The organism is Bradyrhizobium sp. BLXBL-03 (assembly GCF_051853015.1).
Lineage (GTDB): Bacteria > Pseudomonadota > Alphaproteobacteria > Rhizobiales > Xanthobacteraceae > Bradyrhizobium > Bradyrhizobium manausense.
Map to the genome: position 1 here is coordinate 886,612 of NZ_CP182470.1, position 19,345 is coordinate 905,956.

Annotated in this window: 22 protein-coding genes; 17 read left to right on the forward strand and 5 right to left on the reverse strand. The window is 65.3% G+C overall.

Translation table 11 applies throughout. The features are described 5' to 3' along the window. The first annotated feature begins 21 nt into the window (after positions 1–21). From phnC to ACNJX9_RS04225, 5 genes are all read left to right on the forward strand, one after another. Entirely contained in the window at positions 22–831 is an 810-nt protein-coding gene (gene phnC, locus ACNJX9_RS04205) for a phosphonate ABC transporter ATP-binding protein (RefSeq protein WP_439407904.1), read from the forward strand. Positions 832–893: 62 nt separating this feature from the next. Beyond that, on the forward strand, positions 894–1,823 hold the full coding sequence (phnD, locus tag ACNJX9_RS04210) for a phosphonate ABC transporter substrate-binding protein (protein ID WP_439407905.1): 930 nt from the start codon (positions 894–896) through the stop codon (positions 1,821–1,823). 86 nt (positions 1,824–1,909) lie between these two features. Next, positions 1,910–2,794 carry a phosphonate ABC transporter, permease protein PhnE gene (gene phnE, locus ACNJX9_RS04215; protein WP_439407906.1) on the forward strand — a complete coding sequence of 295 codons (885 nt, stop codon included), beginning with the start codon at positions 1,910–1,912 and terminating at the stop codon, positions 2,792–2,794. After that, positions 2,791–3,636, forward strand: a complete 846-nt coding sequence (gene phnE / locus ACNJX9_RS04220; protein WP_057751934.1) for a phosphonate ABC transporter, permease protein PhnE — start codon at positions 2,791–2,793, stop codon at positions 3,634–3,636. The genes phnE (ACNJX9_RS04215) and phnE (ACNJX9_RS04220) overlap by 4 nt, the downstream gene beginning before the upstream one ends. A 325-nt stretch (positions 3,637–3,961) precedes the next feature. Then, on the forward strand, positions 3,962–5,215 hold the full coding sequence (locus tag ACNJX9_RS04225) for an IS110 family transposase (protein ID WP_057742012.1): 1,254 nt from the start codon (positions 3,962–3,964) through the stop codon (positions 5,213–5,215). 227 nt (positions 5,216–5,442) lie between these two features. Here ACNJX9_RS04225 and phnF read toward each other — a convergent pair whose 3' ends face one another. Continuing rightward, positions 5,443–6,171 (reverse strand): phosphonate metabolism transcriptional regulator PhnF, encoded by a 729-nt coding sequence (phnF, locus tag ACNJX9_RS04230; RefSeq protein WP_439407907.1) that lies wholly within the window; start codon positions 6,169–6,171, stop codon positions 5,443–5,445. Between the two features lie 118 nt (positions 6,172–6,289). Here phnF and phnG point away from each other — a divergent pair, with 118 nt between their 5' ends. From phnG to ACNJX9_RS04285, 11 genes are all read left to right on the forward strand, one after another. Next, entirely contained in the window at positions 6,290–6,754 is a 465-nt protein-coding gene (gene phnG / locus ACNJX9_RS04235) for a phosphonate C-P lyase system protein PhnG (RefSeq protein ID WP_439410006.1), read from the forward strand. Positions 6,755–6,758: 4 nt separating this feature from the next. Next, positions 6,759–7,367 carry a phosphonate C-P lyase system protein PhnH gene (phnH, locus tag ACNJX9_RS04240; protein WP_439407908.1) on the forward strand — a complete coding sequence of 203 codons (609 nt, stop codon included), beginning with the start codon at positions 6,759–6,761 and terminating at the stop codon, positions 7,365–7,367. A gap of 4 nt (positions 7,368–7,371) precedes the next feature. Continuing rightward, positions 7,372–8,487 carry a carbon-phosphorus lyase complex subunit PhnI gene (locus ACNJX9_RS04245; RefSeq protein ID WP_439407909.1) on the forward strand — a complete coding sequence of 372 codons (1,116 nt, stop codon included), beginning with the start codon at positions 7,372–7,374 and terminating at the stop codon, positions 8,485–8,487. Next, positions 8,484–9,380, forward strand: coding sequence for an alpha-D-ribose 1-methylphosphonate 5-phosphate C-P-lyase PhnJ (locus tag ACNJX9_RS04250; RefSeq protein ID WP_439407910.1), 897 nt, complete (start codon positions 8,484–8,486; stop codon positions 9,378–9,380). Before ACNJX9_RS04245 ends, ACNJX9_RS04250 begins: the two co-directional genes overlap by 4 nt. Then, positions 9,373–10,170, forward strand: coding sequence for a phosphonate C-P lyase system protein PhnK (gene phnK, locus ACNJX9_RS04255; protein WP_439407911.1), 798 nt, complete (start codon positions 9,373–9,375; stop codon positions 10,168–10,170). The genes ACNJX9_RS04250 and phnK overlap by 8 nt, the downstream gene beginning before the upstream one ends. Before the next feature lie 8 nt (positions 10,171–10,178). After that, positions 10,179–10,877: a phosphonate C-P lyase system protein PhnL gene (phnL, locus tag ACNJX9_RS04260; protein WP_439407912.1), complete on the forward strand. Its 699-nt coding sequence runs from the start codon at positions 10,179–10,181 to the stop codon at positions 10,875–10,877. Between the two features lie 5 nt (positions 10,878–10,882). After that, entirely contained in the window at positions 10,883–12,040 is a 1,158-nt protein-coding gene (locus ACNJX9_RS04265; RefSeq protein WP_057759833.1) for an alpha-D-ribose 1-methylphosphonate 5-triphosphate diphosphatase, read from the forward strand. After that, the gene (gene phnN / locus ACNJX9_RS04270) at positions 12,037–12,633 is read left to right on the forward strand and encodes a phosphonate metabolism protein/1,5-bisphosphokinase (PRPP-forming) PhnN (RefSeq protein WP_439407913.1); all 597 of its coding nucleotides are present in this window, start codon (positions 12,037–12,039) and stop codon (positions 12,631–12,633) included. The genes ACNJX9_RS04265 and phnN overlap by 4 nt, the downstream gene beginning before the upstream one ends. A gap of 23 nt (positions 12,634–12,656) precedes the next feature. After that, complete coding sequence (locus ACNJX9_RS04275; protein ID WP_057759826.1) at positions 12,657–13,268, forward strand: pyridoxamine 5'-phosphate oxidase family protein; 612 nt, start codon at positions 12,657–12,659, stop codon at positions 13,266–13,268. A gap of 406 nt (positions 13,269–13,674) precedes the next feature. Continuing rightward, positions 13,675–13,869, forward strand: coding sequence for a hypothetical protein (locus ACNJX9_RS04280; protein WP_057759971.1), 195 nt, complete (start codon positions 13,675–13,677; stop codon positions 13,867–13,869). 28 nt (positions 13,870–13,897) lie between these two features. Next, complete coding sequence (locus tag ACNJX9_RS04285) at positions 13,898–14,851, forward strand: aliphatic sulfonate ABC transporter substrate-binding protein (protein WP_439407914.1); 954 nt, start codon at positions 13,898–13,900, stop codon at positions 14,849–14,851. A 6-nt stretch (positions 14,852–14,857) separates the two neighbouring features. Here ACNJX9_RS04285 and ACNJX9_RS04290 read toward each other — a convergent pair whose 3' ends face one another. From ACNJX9_RS04290 to ACNJX9_RS04305, 4 genes are all read right to left on the reverse strand, one after another. Next, positions 14,858–15,358, reverse strand: a complete 501-nt coding sequence (locus ACNJX9_RS04290; protein ID WP_057759822.1) for a DUF6496 domain-containing protein — start codon at positions 15,356–15,358, stop codon at positions 14,858–14,860. A 68-nt stretch (positions 15,359–15,426) separates the two neighbouring features. Continuing rightward, on the reverse strand, positions 15,427–16,209 hold the full coding sequence (locus tag ACNJX9_RS04295) for an alpha/beta fold hydrolase (protein WP_439407916.1): 783 nt from the start codon (positions 16,207–16,209) through the stop codon (positions 15,427–15,429). 4 nt (positions 16,210–16,213) lie between these two features. Further along, positions 16,214–17,509 (reverse strand): O-acetylhomoserine aminocarboxypropyltransferase, encoded by a 1,296-nt coding sequence (locus ACNJX9_RS04300; RefSeq protein ID WP_439407917.1) that lies wholly within the window; start codon positions 17,507–17,509, stop codon positions 16,214–16,216. Positions 17,510–17,640: 131 nt separating this feature from the next. Next, positions 17,641–18,648 (reverse strand): LLM class flavin-dependent oxidoreductase, encoded by a 1,008-nt coding sequence (locus ACNJX9_RS04305; RefSeq protein ID WP_439407918.1) that lies wholly within the window; start codon positions 18,646–18,648, stop codon positions 17,641–17,643. Between the two features lie 185 nt (positions 18,649–18,833). On the opposite strand from ACNJX9_RS04305, the gene ACNJX9_RS04310 reads away from it, so the two are divergent. Beyond that, entirely contained in the window at positions 18,834–19,334 is a 501-nt protein-coding gene (locus ACNJX9_RS04310; protein WP_439407919.1) for a Twin-arginine translocation pathway signal, read from the forward strand. Positions 19,335–19,345 lie beyond the last annotated feature (11 nt).

Genomic DNA, 19,345 nt, shown 5'->3' on the forward strand with positions numbered 1-19,345 from the left:
CCAGCTACTCTGGAGCCCTGCATGCTGGTGGTTGAAGGTCTGACGTGCCGCTTTGGCGCAAAAGCCGCGGTGGACGAGGCTTCGTTTCAAATCTCCCCCGGCGGCTTCGTCGGCGTGATCGGGCGCTCCGGCGCCGGCAAGTCGACCCTGCTGCGCGCCATCAATCGTCTGGTGACGCCGACGCAGGGCCGCATCCTGTTCGACGGCCTCGACGTCACCGCGCTGCGCGGCAAGGAGCTGCGGCAGTGGCGGGCGCGGTCGGCGATGATCTTCCAGCAGTTCAACCTGGTCGGCCGGCTCGACGTGCTGACCAACGTGCTGATGGGCCGTCTTGCCACCATGCCGGCCTGGCGCTCGCTGTCGCAAGCATGGCCCGAGCAGGACAAGGCGTTGGCGATGTCGGCGCTGGAACAGTTCGATATCGCCGCGCTGGCGGCGCAGCGCGCCGATCAACTCTCCGGCGGCCAGCAACAGCGCGTGGCGATCGCGCGGGCGCTGGTGCAGCAGCCCGACATCATCCTCGCCGACGAGCCGATCGCCTCGCTCGATCCGCGCAACACCAAGATCGTCATGGATGCGCTGCTGCGCATCAACAAGCATTTCGGCATCACCGTGCTCTGCAACCTGCATTCGCTCGATCTGGCGCGCAGCTATTGCGATCGCCTGATCGGCATGGCGGCGGGCCGGGTGGTGTTCGACGGCGCGCCATCCGCGCTGACCGACCTTGTCGCGCGTGAGCTCTACGATCTCGAAGCCGCCGATGTCATGGGCGGCACGCCTGCGCCGGTGCCCGAGGGGGTCCCGGCACTCGGAACGGCTGCGGCGGCCTGAGCCGCGTCGCATCCGTCATACCAGTTTTGCGTCAACCGCTCCTATCAGATGAAGAGGGCATCATGATCACTCGCAGATTAGTTCTTGCCGGCGCCGCCGCGCTGACCTTTGCCGGATCCGCTTCCGCCGAAGACTGGAGGGCGAAATATCCGGAGATCACCTTCGCCGCGATTCCGGCCGAGAACGGTTCGGGCGTGACCGAGCGTTACGCCCCCTTCATCAGCTATCTGTCCAAGGAGCTCGGCGTCAAGGTGACTCTGCGTGTCGCCAACGACTACGCCGCCCTCATCGAGGGCCAGCGCGCCGGCAACATCCATATCGGCTATTACGGCCCGGCCTCGTTCGCGCGTGCCCGGCTTACCGGCGTCAAGACCGACGCCTTCGTCATCGACGTCAACTCCGACGGCTCGAAGGGCTATTACTCGGTGTTCTACGTGCTGGCGAAATCGCCGTACCAGAAGATCGAGGACCTCAAGGGCAAGAACCTGGGCCTGGTCGATCCGAACTCGACCTCGGGCAACAACATGCCGCGCTTCAAGCTGAACGCGCTCGGCATCGATCCCGATGCCTACTTCTCGAAGGTCGTCTTCACCGGCAGCCACGAGAATGCCGTTCTCGCACTTGCGCAAGGAACCGTCGACGTCGCTGCCAACTGGTGGAACGCGGACGACGATTCCAACCTGACCCGCATGCTCAACAAGGGTATGGTGAAGTCGGCCGACGGCACGCCGATGAAGAAGGAGGACTTCCGCATCGTCGTGAAGTCCGACCTCATCATCAACTCGCCCTACGCCTATCTGAGCGACCTGCCTGAGGACATGAAGGCCGCCATCAAGAAGGCCTTCCTCGATGCGGCGACCAAGGACCCCGAGGCGTTCAAGAAGCTCTCCGACGGCAAGAACAAGCCGTGGGAGCCGATCGCCAACGACGATTACAACAAGACCATCGATCTGATTAGGTTCGTCGATAATCTGCGTAAGAAGGCGTCCTGAGCTCGTCGGGACGAGGCACCTCGAGCCGGGTCGATGGACCCGGCTCTTTTCTTGATGGATCTGTTTGTGATGGATCTTTGCCTTCGATGACGGTTGCGGTTTCGATCCTTCCCGAGCAGCAGCTCGCCGCCCTCAACGCCGCCTATCGCAAGGCGGTCGCACGCAAGCGCCTGCGCCTCTCGGCGGGCTTCACGTTGTTCGTCGCCGCGCTGATCGTGGCCTCGATCGGCGCCGAGGTGAATTTGCGCACCTTCTTCACTTATTTCGGCAACTTCGTCAGCTACTTCAATCGCATCCTCACCCTCGACAGCGGCCAGCGGGTCTGGACCGATCTCGGCGAGTGGTTCTGGGGCCTGCACAAATGGCTGAAGCTGCTCGGCGAGACGCTGCTGATCTCCTATGTCGGCACGCTGATCGGCGCCGTCCTTGCCTTCCTGCTCAATTTCTTCTCCGCCGAGAACACCTCGCCCGCGCCCTGGCTGCGCTTCACGGTGCGCCGGCTGCTTGAATTCGCGCGCACGGTGCCCGGCATCGTGTTCGCGCTGATCTTCGTCATGGCGTTCGGTCTCGGTCCGGTCGCTGGCGTGCTCGCGATCGCGATCCATTCCACCGGCGCGCTCGGCAAGCAGTTTTCCGAGATGGTCGAGAACGCCGACATGAAGCCGGTCGAGGGCATCCGCTCCACCGGCGCGAGCTGGGTGTCGTGCATGCGCTTTGCGATCCTGCCGCAGGTTTCGGCGGGTTACGCCAGCTACGCGCTGCTGCGTTTCGAGATCAATGTGCGCGAGGCCTCGGTGATGGGCTTTGTCGGCGCCGGCGGCATCGGGCAGGAGCTGATCGTCGCGATCCGAAAATTCTACTACTCCGACGTCAGCGCCATCCTCGTCACCATCATCGTCACGGTGTTCCTGATCGACATCACCACCGGCTGGGTGCGCGGCCGCCTGTTCGGCAAGGAGGCGCGGAATTGAACAAGCCGCAGGATGTCAACACCGAGGAGCTCCGCGCGCGCTACCCCGACGTCTTCGGCCGTCCGGCATCGGCACGCCTGGCGACCCCGGCGATGCTCATCGCGGCGCTTGCGATCTTCGTGTTCGGCCTGGTCGATCTCGATTTCTCGCCGGCGCGCTTCATCTCGGGCCTAAGCCAGCTCGGCTGGATCAGCATGATGATGATGCCGCCCGATCCCGGATCGTCGCTCCCGCTCTATCTCAAAGCGCTGGGCGAGACGCTGTCGATCGCGCTGCTCGGCACCACGCTGGCCGCCTTGCTGGCGCTGCCCGTCAGCCTGCTTGCGGCTCGCAATATCGTCCCTAACATCGTCCGTTTCCCGGTGCGGCGGTTCCTGGATTCGATCCGCGGCGTCGATACGCTGATCTGGGCGCTGGTGTGGATCAACGTGGTCGGGCTCGGCCCGTTCGCCGGCGTTCTCGCGATTGCCGTGGCGGATTTCGGTGCGTTCGGAAAGCTGTTCTCGGAAGCGATCGAAGGCGCCGATCAGAAGCAGGTCGAGGGCATCCGCGCCTCCGGCGGCAGCGCGCTGCACGAGATCCGCTTCGGCCTGATGCCGCAGGTGCTGCCCGTCATCGCCGGCCAGGTGCTGTATTTCATCGAATCGAACACGCGCTCGGCCACCATCATCGGCATCGTCGGCGCCGGCGGCATCGGCCTCCAGCTCGCCGAGCAGATCCGGGTGCTGGAATGGCAGAAGGTGTCGTTCCTGATCCTGATGATCCTGGTCGCCGTCGCGGGAATCGATTTCATCTCGGGCAAGCTGCGCTTTGCGATCATCGGTAAGCGGGCAGTGGCCTGAGCACCGCTGCCGTAGGGTGGGCAAAGCGAAGCGTGCCCACCTCTCTAGCGATCGAGAAAGATCGTGGGCACGGCGCAAGAGCGCCTTTGCCCACCCTGTACCTCTTCTGACGTTCATGGCCGGCCTAGAGGTGTAGACTGGCCATTCGGGCCGATCCGTCGGGAGCAGCCTTGTCCACCCGTGCCCTTGAGCACCCACGTAGGAACCGCGCCCCAGCGGAACGTCCGCGATCGAGATCCAGTAGGAGGTCATTGCGCCGAGAGCGCCAGTACAGGGATCGATCAGGATCGCGGTTGGCCCGCTTTGAGAGCGAGGAGATCCAACGATGGTCAAGGACGTGCAATGGTTCGTCGGGATCGATTGGGCAACGCGGAGTCATTGCGTTTGCCTGCTGGATGCGGAAGGACGGCCGGCCGGCCAGCGCGACTTTGCGCATGGCGGAGCCGGACTGACGGAGCTGTGTGATTGGCTGGTCGAAAAGACCAAGGCCGCACCGGGACAGATCGCGGTGGCAATCGAGACGCCGCATGGCCCAGTGGTGGAGATGCTGCTCGAGCATGGTTTTATGGTCTTTGCCATCAATCCCAAGCAACTCGACCGCTTCCGGGATCGCTTCACGGTGGCCGGTGCCAAGGATGATCGCCGCGACGCTCATGTGCTCGGAAGCTCATTGCGTACGGACTGTGCGGCCTTCCGCCAGCTTGCGGCCGACAATCCGGTGGTGATCGAGCTGCGCGAGTGGTCGCGCATGGCGGAGGAGCTGCAGCAGGAGCGCACGCGGCTTGCCAATCGCCTGCGTCAGCAGTTGTGGCGGTACTATCCCCAAGCGGCCAAGCTGACCGACGATGTCGCCGACGACTGGTTCCTGGCACTTTGGCAAAAGGTGCCGACGCCGGACAGCGCGGCCAAGGCCAGCGACAAGGCGATCGCGCGCATCCTCAGCGCCTATCGTATCCGCCGCCTCGATGCGGCGACGGTGCTCAAGACTTTGCGCGAGACACCCCTGCTCGTGGCACCGGGCACGACGGAGGCTGCGTGCGTGCATATCCGCAGCCTCGCGGCCCGTCTGCGCCTGGTCAATCAGCAAATCAAGGAAGCGCAGCACAGCCTGGACCGCCTGTGCGCCAAGCTCGAAGAACAGGAGAGCCCCGCGGGGCAGAATCCCGAGCAGTGTGACGTGGCGATCCTTCGCTCCTGGCCGGGAATCGGCAGGATCGTTCTCGCCACACTGCTCGTCGAGGCCACCGAGCCTCTGCGCAGACGAGACTACCACGCCTTGCGCGCCTTGGCAGGGGTCGCACCGGTGACGCGGCAAAGCGGCAAGCAACGCTTCGTGATCCGCCGCCTGGCCTGCAACAGGCGGCTGCAAAGCGCCGTTCATCACTGGTCGCGCGGCGCGCTTCAATACGACGCCGCAGCCCGGCGACGCTATGATGCTTTGCGGCAGCGCGGACACGGCCATGCGCGTGCGCTGCGTGGTGTGGGAGATCGCCTGCTCTTTGCCTTGTGCGCGACGCTCAAGCACCAGACGCCCTACGACGCAGACCACAACAGCGCGAAGATCTCGGCAGCAGGCTGAGCCGTTCCTTTGTTCGGCCGCATGCGACCGTTCCTTCGTCCCGACCTGCCGAACGCAAGAGCGCCGCGCGCAGACGCTGTCCAGGATGCCATAGGCACCGGCAAAGCCGGCGCGAAGCGTCCTGGATAGCGTCGAGCACGGTGCTATGGTTATCTGTCAGGGACTCCCACCCTTGACGAAGGGTAGGAGGTCCTACGGCTCCGTTTTCGTGGAGAGAGCGAGCTCCCCTACGGCTCCACCAAAAACTCCACCCGCTCTGCGGCAAAGCGCGAATGCTTCGTCACCAGCGGCTTGCCCTCGAGATCGAGGTCCGTCGCGTCGACCACCAGGATCGGCCGTCCCAGCGGCAGATCGAGCCGCGCGGCATCGGTCGCATCGACGATGCCGGCGGTGATCCGGGTGGCGCCGCGGCGGTAGTCGCGGATCCCGTAATGCTCGAGCATCTTCGTCATCGAGCGCGTGGCCGAGAACACCGCGCCGGCGCCCGGAAATCGCTCGGCCGACAACCAGGTGGTGGAGACGCAGATCGGCGTGCGGTCGGCGAGGCGGATCGCCTCGATCCGCACCAGCGGCGCGCCTGATTTCACGCCCAGTTCCCCTGCAAGCTCGCGCGTTGCGGCATCCTCTGACGCCTCGATCAGCCGGCCATGCGGCTCGCGGCCTTCGGCGCCGACGATCTCCGAGAAGCGCGTGCGCGAGCGCAAGGGATAGGCGAGCTTCTGCGCCTCGACATAGGTTCCGCTGCCGCGCTCGGCGCGCACGATACCGCGTTCGGCAAGGGCTGCGAGCGCGCGCCGCACGGTGTGGCGGTTGACGCGATAGGTTTCGGCGATCTCCATCTCGCCCGGCAATTTGTCGCCGGCGGCAAAGCGGCCGTCGGCGATGCCGCGCTCGATGCCGTCGGCAACGAGGCGCCACAGCGCGACGCCGGAGGAAGCGGTGTCCTGCATACTCATGTCGGCGATCAGCCTAGCCCTAAAATCACACGCTTGTCACGAAACAGTCATGGCGTTTCCGTATGAAGTTGTCTATTATCATAGACAACTTCAATTCGGCAAGTTTTGTGGAAGGCCGGTGGATTCGGTGACCCAGCACAATACCCAGCAAGCCCAGCGCAAGGCCGCCATGGCCGTGCTGGCGCACGCGGAGGCGGGCGAGATCGCCGCTCGCCTCCGCACGATTGCTTTGCCCGTCCATCAGGATCTGCGCGAACCGGAGAACGGTCTGGTGATGCTGCGCGGCCGGGTCGGCGGCGATGGCGCGCCGTTCAATCTCGGTGAGGCGACCGTGTCGCGCGCTGCGGTGCGGCTTGCCAGCGGCGAGGTCGGCTTCGGCTACACGCTCGGGCGCAACAGTGAGAAGGCACGGCTGATCGCGCTGTGCGACGCGCTGGTGCAGTCACGCGATTTCGGCGTCGCCGTCGAGCGCGACGTAATCGCTCCGTTGCGCGAGCAGCTTATGGTCAGACGCAAGCAGCAGGCCGAACAGACGGCTGCGACCAAGGTTGATTTCTACACCATGGTGCGCGGTGAGGGATGAGGCCATGACAACGATTGCGGAACTGCCGCCGGGATTCGCCGACAAGGTGTTGTCGGCGCAATCGACCTTTCGCTCGGTCATGGACGCGATGGCACGGCCCGGCACGGTCCAGCGCATCGTGCCGATGGCGGGAACGCCCGATACGATGATGCGCGGCACGGCCGCGATCGCGCTGACGCTGTTCGATCACGACACGCCGCTCTGGCTCGATGCGCGCATGGCCGAGAGCACCGAGGTCCTGAAATGGCTCAAGTTTCACACCGGCGCGCCGGTGGTGCAGGATTCGTCGATCGCAGCCTTCGCGCTGATCAGCGACGGCGTGTTGCTGCCCAATCTTACGCGGTTCGCGCTCGGCACCAACGAATATCCGGATCGTTCAACCACCGTGATCATTCAGGTCGAGAGCCTGGGCGCAGGCCAAAACGTCGAGCTGCGCGGTCCCGGCATCGACGGCGTCGCGACGCTTGAGGCGTCGTTCAAGCCGTTCGACCTGTTCGAGCAGCTGCGCTTCAACGAGACGCTGTTTCCGCGCGGCATCGACGTGGTGCTGGTCGCCGAGGATGCCGTGGTCGCGATTCCGCGCACCACGCGCGTCGTGAGCAAGGGAGGCTAGAGGCATGTATGTCGCAGTCAAAGGCGGCGAACGCGCCATCGAGAACGCCCATCGCCTGCTCGCCAATGCCAGGCGCGGCGACCAAAACGTTGCGGAAATCTCGCTCGACCAGATCTCCGAACAGCTTGGCCTCGCCGTCGATCGCGTCATGAGCGAGGGCTCGCTCTATGACCGCGAGCTCGCGGCGCTCGCGATCAAGCAGGCGCGCGGCGATCTGATCGAGGCGATCTTCCTGGTCCGTGCCTTCCGCGCCACCCTGCCGCGCTTCGGCGCCAGCGAGCCGGTCGACACCGGCGCGATGCGGGTGCAGCGGCGGGTGTCCTCCACCTTCAAGGACATTCCGGGCGGCCAGATCCTCGGGCCGACCTTCGACTACACGCATCGCCTGCTCGATCCCTCGCTCGCCCAGGGTTTTGTGCCGGAAGCGCCGGCCGTGGCCGAAGCCTCAACGGCGCCGACGCCGCGCGTGACCGACATTCTCGGCCGCGACGGACTGATCGAATCATCGCCACAGGCCGAAGACGGCGCCAGCGTCGGCGATCTCACGCGGGAGCCGCTGAACTTCCCGGCTGACCGCGATTTGCGCCTGCAAAATCTCGCCCGCGGCGATGAAGGTTTTCTGCTGGCGATGGGCTATTCCACCCAACGCGGGTACGGCCGCAATCACCCCTTCGCCGGCGAGATCCGCTTCGGCGAGGTCGAGGTCGAATTCACAGCTGAGGACGTCGGCTTCGCCGTGCCGCTTGGTTCGATCGAACTGACCGAGTGCCAGATGGTCAACCAGTTCAAGGGCTCGGCAACCGAAGCGCCGTGCTTCACCCGCGGCTATGGCCTCGGCTTCGGCCAAAGTGAGCGCAAGACCATGTCAATGGCGCTGGTCGATCGGGCGCTGCGTGCCCGCGAGCTCGGAGAAGAAGCCCTCGCCCCGGCGCAAGATGAAGAATTCGTGTTGTCGCATTCGGACAACGTGCAGGCGACCGGATTCGTCGAGCATCTGAAGCTGCCGCATTACGTCGACTTCCAGTCCGAGCTTGGCCTCCTGCGCAAGCTGCGCAAGGAATTTGCCGAAGCTTCGGCCGAAGCCAATACTCCCGGTGCCATGAAGGAGGCCGCGGAATGAACGCGCCTGCCTACAACTTCGCTTATCTGGACGAACAAACCAAGCGGATGATCCGCCGCGCCATCCTGAAAGCGATCGCGATCCCCGGCTATCAGGTGCCGTTCGCCAGCCGTGAAATGCCGATGCCCTATGGCTGGGGCACCGGGGGCGTGCAGGTGACCGCCGCGATCCTGGGCCCTAGGGACGTGCTGAAGGTGATCGACCAGGGCTCGGACGACACCACCAACGCGATCTCGATCCGCAAATTCTTCGCCAAGACCGCGGGCGTCGCCACCACGACGTCGACCGACGAGGCGACCGTAATCCAGACCCGTCACCGCATCCCGGAGACCGCGCTGCACGAAAAGCAGGTGCTGGTCTATCAGGTGCCGATCCCGGAGCCGCTGCGCTTCCTCGAGCCGCGCGAGACCGAGACCCGCCGCATGCACGCGCTCGCCGAATATGGCCTTATGCATGTGAAGCTTTATGAGGACATCGCCCGCTTCGGCCACATCGCGACCGCCTATGCCTATCCGGTCAAGGTGAACGCGCGCTATGTGATGGACCCGTCGCCGACGCCGAAATTCGACAATCCCAAGATGGACAATTGCCCGGCCTTGCAATTGTTCGGCGCCGGCCGCGAGAAGCGCATCTACGCGATCCCGCCTTACACTCAGGTGGTGTCGCTCGATTTCGAGGATCATCCGTTCGAGCCGTATCGTTTCAACGCGCCCTGCGCGCTGTGCGGCACCGAAGACTCTTATCTCGACGAGATTGTCACCGACGACAAGGGCAGCCGCATGTTCGTCTGCTCCGACACCGACTATTGCGAGGGCCGTCAGGCTGCCGGCCATCACGGTGCCCTGAGCGCCGCACCCTACAAGGACAAGGCGCCGGAGGCATCCAATGGCTGATCAGGATATTCAGGAAGCCGATCAGCCATTGCTGATCGCAAACTCCCTCAGCAAGTCCTACGGCCGCATCGCCGCCTGCCGTGACGTGTCGTTCGCGCTCTATCCGGGCGAGGTGCTGGCGATCGTCGGCGAATCCGGCTCCGGCAAGTCGACATTGCTGCAAATGCTGTCGGGCCAGCTCGCGGCGAGCGACGGGCAGGTATCCTATCGGATGCGCGACGGCGTCACCCGCGATCTCGCCTCGCTCGGCGAGGCCGAGCGTCGCCTCTTGTTCCGCACCGATTGGGGCTTTGTGCATCAGGACCCCGCGCAGGGCCTGCGCATGGCGGTCTCGGCCGGCGCCAATGTCGGCGAGCGATTGATGGCCGTGGGCTGGAACCATTATAGCCGGATTCGCGAAAGTGCTTCCGATTGGCTCACCCGGGTCGAGATCGACGTCGCGCGTATCGACGATGCGCCGCGGACCTATTCCGGCGGCATGCGCCAGCGCCTCCAGATCGCGCGCAACCTCGTCACCGGGCCGCGGCTGGTGTTCATGGATGAGCCGACCGGCGGTCTGGATGTCTCCGTGCAGGCGCGCCTGCTCGATCTCCTGCGCAATCTCGTCGCCGAATTGCATCTCGCGGTCGTCATCGTCACCCATGATCTCGCGGTGGCGCGTCTCCTCTCGCATCGCGTGATGGTGATGAAGGGCGGCCGCCTCATCGAGACAGGTCTCACCGACCAGGTGCTCGACGATCCGCGTGAGCCCTATACCCAGCTCCTCGTCTCCTCGATTCTGCCGCCATGAGCTCTCCGATGACCGCCATGATCGACATCGCCGACGCCGGCAAGACCTTTAGGATGCACCTGCAAGGCGGCATCGAGCTGCCTGTCGTGCGCGGCGTGACCTTTCAGGTCCAGCCGGGCGAGTGTGTCGTGCTGTCCGGACCGTCAGGCGCCGGCAAATCCTCGATCCTGAAGATGATCTTCGGCAATTACCGCTGCGATTCCGGTCGCATCGGCATCCGCCATCGCGGCGAGGTGATCGATCTCGCCACCGCCGAGCCACGGCAAGTGCTCAACGTCCGCCGCGCCACCATCGGCTATGTCAGCCAGTTCCTGCGCGCTGTGCCGCGTGTGGCCACTATCGACGTCGTCGCCGAGCCGCTGATCGCAGGCGGCGTGACTCGCGCCGATGCGCAAGCGCGCGCCGGTGAGCTGCTGCATCGCCTCAACATTCCTGAAAGGCTCTGGCAGCTGCCGCCCGCGACTTTCTCCGGCGGCGAGCAGCAGCGCGTCAACATCGCGCGCGGCTTCATCTCGGACCTGCCGATCCTGCTGCTGGACGAGCCGACCGCTTCGCTCGACGCTGCCAACCGCGCTGTGGTGGTCGCGCTGGTCGCCGAGAAGAAGCGCCAGGGCGTGGCCATGGTCGCCATTGTCCATGACGACGAAGTCAGGCATTTGATTGCCGACCGCATCGTCGACGTCACCAGCTTTGCCGCCGCGGCCTGAAGGACATGGAAATGAAGCCGAAGGACACAGTGATTGCCAACGCCAGGATCGTGCTGGCGGACCGGGTGATCGAACAGGGCTGGCTTGCGCTTGCCGACGGACGCATCGCCGGGATCGGTGAGGGCAGGGCGCCCGCGGGTGCGGAGGATGCCGGCGGCGATCTGATCATGCCCGGCCTGATCGAGCTGCACACCGATCATCTCGAAGCGCATTACGTGCCGCGCCCAAAGGTATTCTGGAATCCCGTCGCGGCCGTGATCTCCTATGACGGCCAGCTTGCGACCTCAGGCATCACCACCGTGTTCGACTCGCTCCGTGTCTGGCGCGAGGACGGCGCCGAGGAGGTCGATGGCCGCGCCGGCGTGCTCGCTGCGGCCATCACGACCGCGCGCGACTCGAACCTGCTGCGCGCCGACCACTTCCTGCATCTGCGCTGCGAAATCCCGATGCCGAGCGTGGTCGAGGAAGCCAGGGAGCTGATCGACCGGCCCGACGTCAAGCTGATGTCGCTGATGGACCATACTCCCGGCCAGCGCCAGTTCCGCGATGAAGTGAAGCTGCGCGACTATTATCGCGGCAAGGGCGGGGGCATGACCGACGCCGAGCTCGACGAGCTGTTCGCAAGGCGTTTCGATTATCAGAAGAAATACGCCGCGGCCAACATGCGCGAGATCGTGGCGCTGGCGCATCAGTACAGGATTCCGCTGGCGAGCCATGACGACACCACCGAGGAAAACGTCGCCGACGCCGTGCGTGACGGCGTCGCGGTGGCGGAATTCCCGACCACGCTCGAGGCCGCGCGCGGCCTGCACCAGGCCGGCATCGACATCCTGATGGGCGCGCCCAACGTGGTGCGCGGCGGCTCGCATTCCGGCAACATCGCCGCGGTCGATCTTGCCCGTGAAGGCCTGCTCGATATCCTGTCGTCCGACTACATCCCGTCCAGCCTCTTGATGGGCGCGCTGCAATTGCCCGCGCATGCGCCGTCGATCAGCCTGCCGGCGGCGGTGCGCACCGTGACCAAGGCGCCGGCTGATGCGGTCGGCCTCACCGACCGCGGCGAGATCGCAATCGGCAAGCGGGCCGATCTGATCCGCGTCCATGTCGCCGGCAGCGTTCCCGTGGTGCGCAGCGTCTGGCGCGAAGGGGGCCGCGTCGCATGAGCGAGACCACGGCCACGGTGCAGGGCAAGGCGGCGGCGATTGGCCCCGGCCGCCTCGTGCTCGTGGTCGGGCCGAGCGGCGCCGGCAAGGACACGCTGTTGCGGCTGGCGCAGGCAGCCTGCGCCGATGATCACGATATCGTCTTCCCGCGGCGTGTCGTGACGCGTGCCGCCTCGGCCGACGAGGACAATATCGCAATGAGCCCGGACGAATTCGCCCGCGCGCGCGAGCACGGCGATTTCGCCGTGCATTGGGACGCGCACGGGCATTCCTATGCGCTGCCGCTGGAGATCAACGACGACATCCGCGCCGGGCGCGCCGTCGTCGTCAATGTCTCACGCACCGCGATATCAGCCTTGCGCCAGGCCTATGCCAATGTCGTCGTGGTCGCGATCACGGCGCCGCCGGACCTGCTGGCGCGGCGGCTCGCCGCGCGGGCGCGGAACAGCGACGGCAGCATCGCCGACCGGCTCGCGCGCAACGTCGATGACATGGCGGCGCAGGCTGATGTTACCATCTTCAACGCCGGCAGTGCCGATGATCACAGCCGCCAGCTCGTGCGCGTGATCAGGAATGAAGGCTGGCGCGAATAGCTGGCAGAACTGGAGAAAATGGAATGACGGTGATCAAGACGGTCGAGGAGCTAGAGGCCATCTACGGCGCCACCAACGACGCCTCGACCGTGAAAGTCGCCGATCATGTCACTCCGCTCTACCGCATCTTTATCGAGAAGGCGCCGTTCGCGGCTCTCGCCACCATCGGCCCCGAAGGCATCGACTGCTCGCCGCGCGGCGATCTTCCCGGCTTCGTTCGTATCCACGATCCCAAGACGCTGATGCTGCCGGATCGTCGCGGCAACAACCGGATCGATTCCTTGCGCAACATCGTGCGTGACCCCCGCGTGTCGCTGATGTTCCTGATCCCCGGCTCCGGCAACGCCGTCCGTGCCAACGGCCGCGCGCATCTCTCTGTTGATCCGGAGCTGCTCTCTTCGTTCAAGGTTGAAGGCAAGGCGCCGCGCAGCGTCATGGTGATGCATGTGGACGAGATCTACTTTCAATGCGCCCGCGCCATCGTCCGCGCAGACCTCTGGAATCCCGACAAGCGCGTCGACCCGAAGACCTTGCCGACGCCGGGGCAGATCCTTGCCGAGATGAGCGAGAACAAGGTCGGCGGCGCGGAGTATGACCGCCTCTGGCCGGAGCGCGCCGCCGCGACGATGTGGTGAGCTCTCTCCACGAATTCTGCGAGACATCGGCGGCGACCACGACGGCGGGCAACGGTACCACGCTATGGACCCCTGCGCGTTGACATCATCGCGAGATGATTTCGGCTGCGGCGGCTTGTGCGCAGAGAAGCGCGCGCACGCGACCGCGGCAAATATGGATAGCCATTTCATTGACCGATCGGGTCAATCCCTCGATATTCGAAACATCGAAACTGCATCGTCGAGCCGAAGGCTGCCGGATGACATCGAATGACCAGCGAGTGAGAAGCGACATGCGCAAGCGCATGATGCGTCGCTGCGTCTCGGCCGCGACCGGCGCCTGTTGTTGCTGCTGATCGCCGAGCCAAAAAATCCCGATTCGCAATCTCTTGACAGGAACGCCGACCCGTCCGGCGAACGAGCAGCCATGCCCAAAGCCTATATCATCGAAGTTCACGACCGCACCGCCGGCATCATCGCCAGCGACGAGCGCGGTTTCCGCTTCTTCTCCTCAGAACGCCTGTTCGACCGCCTCGAGGGCCGCCAGTTCCGCTCGGCCCGGGATGCCGAACGCGCCGCACGCGCCGTGTTCGCGGAGCGCCGGCATCTTGTCTCAATCTGAGCACCAGCAGACCGAAAGGACTTTGCAAATGATCACGCGACGACACATCATCGCCGGCGCTCTGTTGCTGGCAAGTGCGGCGGGTTCGCCCGTGCGCGCCGAGGACAAGCCGGCGGAAATCCGCATCGGCACGCAGAAGGGCGGTTTCTTCCCCGCCGTGCGCCAGCGCCAGACGCTGGAGAACGCCTTCAAGCCGCTCGGCATCGAGATCAAGTGGATCGACTTCCAGTTCGGTCCACCGCTGCTGGAAGCCATCAATGTCGGCAGCGTCGATTTCGGTTATGTCGGCGATGCGCCGCCGATCTTCGCGCAGGCCGGCGGCGCCAGGATCCGCTACGTCGCTGCGGTGAAATCAGAAGGCAACACCCAGGCGATCATCGTGCCGAAAGACTCGGCCATCAAGACGCTGGCCGATCTCAAGGGCAAGCGCGTCGCCTTCGGCAAGGGATCGAGCGCGCATAATCTGCTGGTCGCCGCGCTCGAAAAGGCCGGCCTGTCCTGGTCCGACATCACGCCGGCGCCGCTCGCGCCGGCCGACGCGACCGCGGCCTTCGTCAAGGGCTCGGTCGATGCCTGGTCGATCTGGGATCCGTATCTGGCGCTCGCCGAATTGAAGGAGAACGCGCGCGTCATCGCTTTCGACAAGGACGTGCACAAGCCGAACGCGTTCTACATCGCGAACTCGGATTTCGTCCAAAAATACCCATCGCTGGTCGCGAAGCTCAACACGACCTTCGCTTCCGAAGGCGTCTGGGCCAACGAGCACCACGAGGAGGTCGCCAGGGCACAGTCCGAGGCAACCGGCGTCGATATCGAGGCCGTTAGGCGTTTCGTGCATCGCTCCAACTTCCGAGTCGTGCCGCTTGATGCGGAGGTGATCGCAACCCAGCAGGCCGTAGCCGACCGTTTTGCCAAGCTCGGCCTGATTCCGAAGCCGGTCACCGTTTTCGACATCGTCTGGAAGTGGACGCCGGGCTCCTGAGGCGGATCAACTGCGGCGGCGCGCCCTGGTGCGCGCCGCCTTCCTTGCGGCGGCGGAGCGGACCTTGGCGCCCTTGGTTCGGCTCGCTTTGCGCGCAGCCGCCGAGCGGGACGCAGCGGACCGCCGGTTCGCGGCGCTCTTGCCCTGCTTCGAAAGCGCGCTCCGCGATGCGGTCGAGCGTGGCTCCTTCTTCAGGACCTTCTCGACGGCGCGCGACACTTTCGGCCGGCGCTTCGGCGTGCGTTTGCCCTGACCGACCTCGTAGGCATATTTTGCGCTTCTGCGCGTCGACTTCTTTGCGCCTTTGCGCGGCGGCGGCAGATCAACCCCGGCGCGGCGCGCCTCGGACAGGCCGATGGCTATGGCCTGCTTCGTCGAGCGTGCGCCGTGCTTGCCTTTCCTGATCTTGTCGATCTCGTCCTTGACGAATTCGCCGGCCTGCGTGCTGGCCGATTTGCCGGCGCGCTTGTCCTGCTTGGCTTTGCGAATGATTTCCTGTCTTGGCATGCGTCGAGTTCCCTTTTTGGATCGCAGGGATGTTCGACAGCAACGCGCCGACGCGGCAATTGATCCGATCAGCCTTTCAATGCCGCGAGCAGCTCATCCGGACGCTCCGCCATGATCATATGGCCCGCACCCGGCACGACGACGGTCTTCGCATGCGGGATTGCCGCTGCAAGCGCCTTGCCTGCCTTGGCGGGGGTCATCATGTCCCGCTCGCCAAGAATCAGCGTGGTCGGAACCTTGACGGTCGCGGCCGCGGCAAGCGCGTTCGCATAAGCATTGCAGGCCGACAAATCCCTGAACAGCACGCCCGGCTCGCAAGCTTGCAGCACAGCCTGCGCGCCGCCATGCATCCACAGGCCCGGCGCGAGGCTGCCGCCGAGCTCGGCCTTGAAGCCGAGACCCCAGATCGAGACCATGTCGTTGGCATCCTGCGAATTGGCCTCGGCGGCCTTGAGCAGGTCTGGCCCAACAATCATGGTCGCCGCCGTTCCGATCAGGCTCAGCGCCGAGACCTTGTCGGGATGACGCGCGGCCGTCTCCAGCGAGATCAGCGATCCCATGGAGTGGCCGATCAGATGCGCTTTCGCAGCTCCCGCCGCATCGAGCAGCGCCGCGGTCCAGTCGGCCATGTCAGCAATGCTTCCGAGCGAGGGTCCCGCCGAGCGGCCGTGACCGGGCAGGTCAGGCGCCAGCACACCAAAACCGTGATGGGCGAACCAGCGCGTATGCAGTGCCCAGGTCGAATGGTCGAAGCCGGCGCCATGCAGGAAGACCACCGTCGGCAGGGATTTGTCGAATTCGCGGCCGCCGGTCGCGGCAAATATTTCGGCGCCGTTAACGGAAAGCTTCATGGTGTCAAACCTTCTGCGAGATGCGCAGCGCCTGCGCAAGATCGTCGATGATGTCGGAGGCACTCTCGATGCCGACCGAGAGCCGCACCAGCTCCTCGCCGATGCCGGCAGCTCTGAGCTGCTCGGCGTCCATCTGCTGATGTGTGGTCGAGGCCGGGTGGATCACCAGCGTCTTGGCGTCGCCGACATTGGCGAGATGGCTGATCATGCGCAAGCTTTCGATGAACTTGCGGCCCGCAGCCCGGCCGCCCTTGATGCCGAAGGAGATGATCGAGCCGGCGCCGCGCGGCAGCAGCGTCTTGGCGAGCTGATAGTCCGGGTGATTCTCCAGCGCAGGATGCAGCACCCAGTCGACGGCCTTGTTGGACTTCAGCGCCTCCAGCACGGATAGCGTATTCTGCATGTGGCGGTCCATGCGCACGCCCAGCGTCTCGACGCCCTGCAGCAGCTGGAACGCGTTGGTCGGCGACAGGCAGGCGCCGAAATCGCGCAATCCTTCCGTGCGCGCGCGCATGATGAAGGCCGCGGTGCCGAACTGCTCGTCGAAGACGATGCCGTGATAGCCGCCATAGGGCTCGGTCAGCACGCCGAATTTGCCTGATGCCCGCCAGTCAAAGCGGCCGCCGTCGACGATGGCGCCGCCGATCGCGATGCCATGGCCGCCGATCCATTTGGTGGCCGAATGCATGACGATGTCGGCCCCTAGCTCGATCGGGCGGCTGAGATAGGGCGTGGCAAAGGTGTTGTCGATCAGCAGCGGGATCTTGGCCTCATGCGCGATTGCCGCGACCTTGGGAATGTCCAGAACTTCGAGGCCGGGATTGCCGATGGTCTCGCCGATCACGAGCTTGGTGTTCGGTTTGATCGCGGAGCGGAACGCGTCGAGATCGCGCGGCTTCACGAAACTCGTGGTGATGCCGAAGCGCGGCAGCGTATACGCCAAAAGGTTGATGGTGCCGCCATAGAGCGAGCTCGACGCCACGATGTGGTCGCCGGCGTTCAGCAGCGTCGCGATGGCGAGATGCATCGCCGCCATGCCGCTCGCGGTACAGATCGCGCCGACACCACCTTCCAGGGCGGCAAGCCGTTCTTCCAGCACGCCGGTGGTCGGGTTGGAGATGCGCGTGTAGATGTGGCCGGCGCGCTCCAGATTGAACAGCGCCGCCGCATGGTCGGAGTCCTGGAACACGTAGGACGTGGTCTGGTAGATCGGCACCGCACGGGCGCCGGTCGCGGGATCCGGATGCTGGCCCGCATGCAGGCTCAGGGTCTCGAAGGCAGGCGGTTTTGGCGCGGGCATGGGTGGCCTCAAAGGTCGGTCGGCGATGGCGGCCGTTGTGCCACAAAATGACGTCGCGCGTTAGCCCGTCGACAGCGCCGCACCGGCGGTGCGCTCCCTCGCCCCGCGAACGGGGAGAGGCGAAGTGCCCCTCACACTGCCGGCTGCCTCGCAATCCGGTCCCGCACTTCGGCCGCGATCTCGAACGAGCGCAGCCGTGCGGCGTGATCGTAGATCTGCCCGGTGGTGATCAACTCGTCCGCCGCGGTGTCGGCGATCAGCGCCTTCAGCTTCTCCTCGACCACCGCGGGCGAGCCGACGGCGGAAATCGCCAGCGACTGCGCGACGCCGGCTTTCTCGGCCGGCGACCACAGCGCATCCATGTCGTCCACCGGCGGCGGCAGAGGTCCGGGCGTGCCGCGGCGCAAATTGATGAACTGCTGCTGCAGCGAGCTGAACATCCGCTGCGCCTCGGCATCGCTGTCGGCAGCGAACACGTTCACGGCGACGATGGCATAGGGTTTTTCGAGCTGCGCCGACGGCTCGAACCGCGCGCGATATTCGCGCAGCGCCGGCATCAGCATCTGCGGCGCGAAATGCGAGGCGAACGCGAACGGCAGCCCGAGCATGGCCGCGAGCTGGGCGCCGAACATGCTGGAGCCGAGGATCCACAGCGGCACCTTGGTGCCCATGCCAGGCACGGCGCGGATCACCTGGTTCGGCTTGGGGTCGCCGAGCAGCGCCTGCAATTCCAGCACGTCATGCGGAAAGTTTTCGGCCGCCGTCGCATGTTCGCGCCGCATCGCCCGCGCGGTGAGCTGGTCGGTGCCCGGCGCGCGGCCGAGGCCAAGATCGATCCGGCCGGGATAAAGCGATTCCAGCGTGCCGAACTGCTCGGCGATGACCAGCGGCGAATGGTTCGGCAACATCACCCCGCCGGAGCCGACGCGGATCGTTTTCGTGCCACCCGCGACGTGAGCGATCACCACAGAGGTCGCCGCGCTGGCAATCCCCGTCATGTTGTGATGCTCGGCGAGCCAGAACCGCTTGAAGCCCCATTGTTCGGCGTGCTGCGCCAGATCGAGCGAATTGCGAAACGCCTGCGCGGCGTCGGAACCCTGCTTGATGGGCGCGAGGTCGAGCACAGAGAAGGGGATCATGGGGGACTACCGAAGTGTGGGAACCGCGCGTCTGAGAGAGCGACATGTAGTGTCGCGGCGCGGGATGGGTAGAGCCTCCTTCACAACCCTGTTATGGCGGCCCATGACGCCCGTCGTCTCAGCTGGGCGTTTCGTGCCTGTTGGTGTACCCTCTGTGCCGCGCCACCGTTGCCAGGAGGACAGACATGACCCTTGTCGTACTCAACCGCCGCAACCTGCTCATCGGCGGCGGCTCCGTGCTGGCGTCGGGCGTCCTGGCCGCCGGCACATCCGGGCTGCTGCCTGCCCGCGCGGAAGGCCTCGCGCCGACGGAGTCGATGACCGGCGGCGCCAACAACTACCGCAAGGGCGCGCCGATCGTGGAGCGCATCGGCAAGGGCGGCTTCTGGATGAGCGGCACCGTGCGCCGCGCCGGCGATGGCGCACCGCTCGCCGGGCAGCGTATCCAGATCTGGGCGCACACGGTCGAAGGACAGGAGCACGAGCCGCAGAGCCACGGCGCCACGCTCACCGACAAGGACGGAGCCTTCCGGCTCGAAATGCCGCAGATCATTCCGATCTTCGGCCAGCCGCATGGTCACCTCGCCTATGACAGCGGCGAGTTCAAGACCGTCTTCCTGCGGCCGATCATGCGCAGCGCAAAGGACACCAGCCTCGAGGCGCACTTCGTGCTTCAGCCGGCCTGACCGGGTTGCAG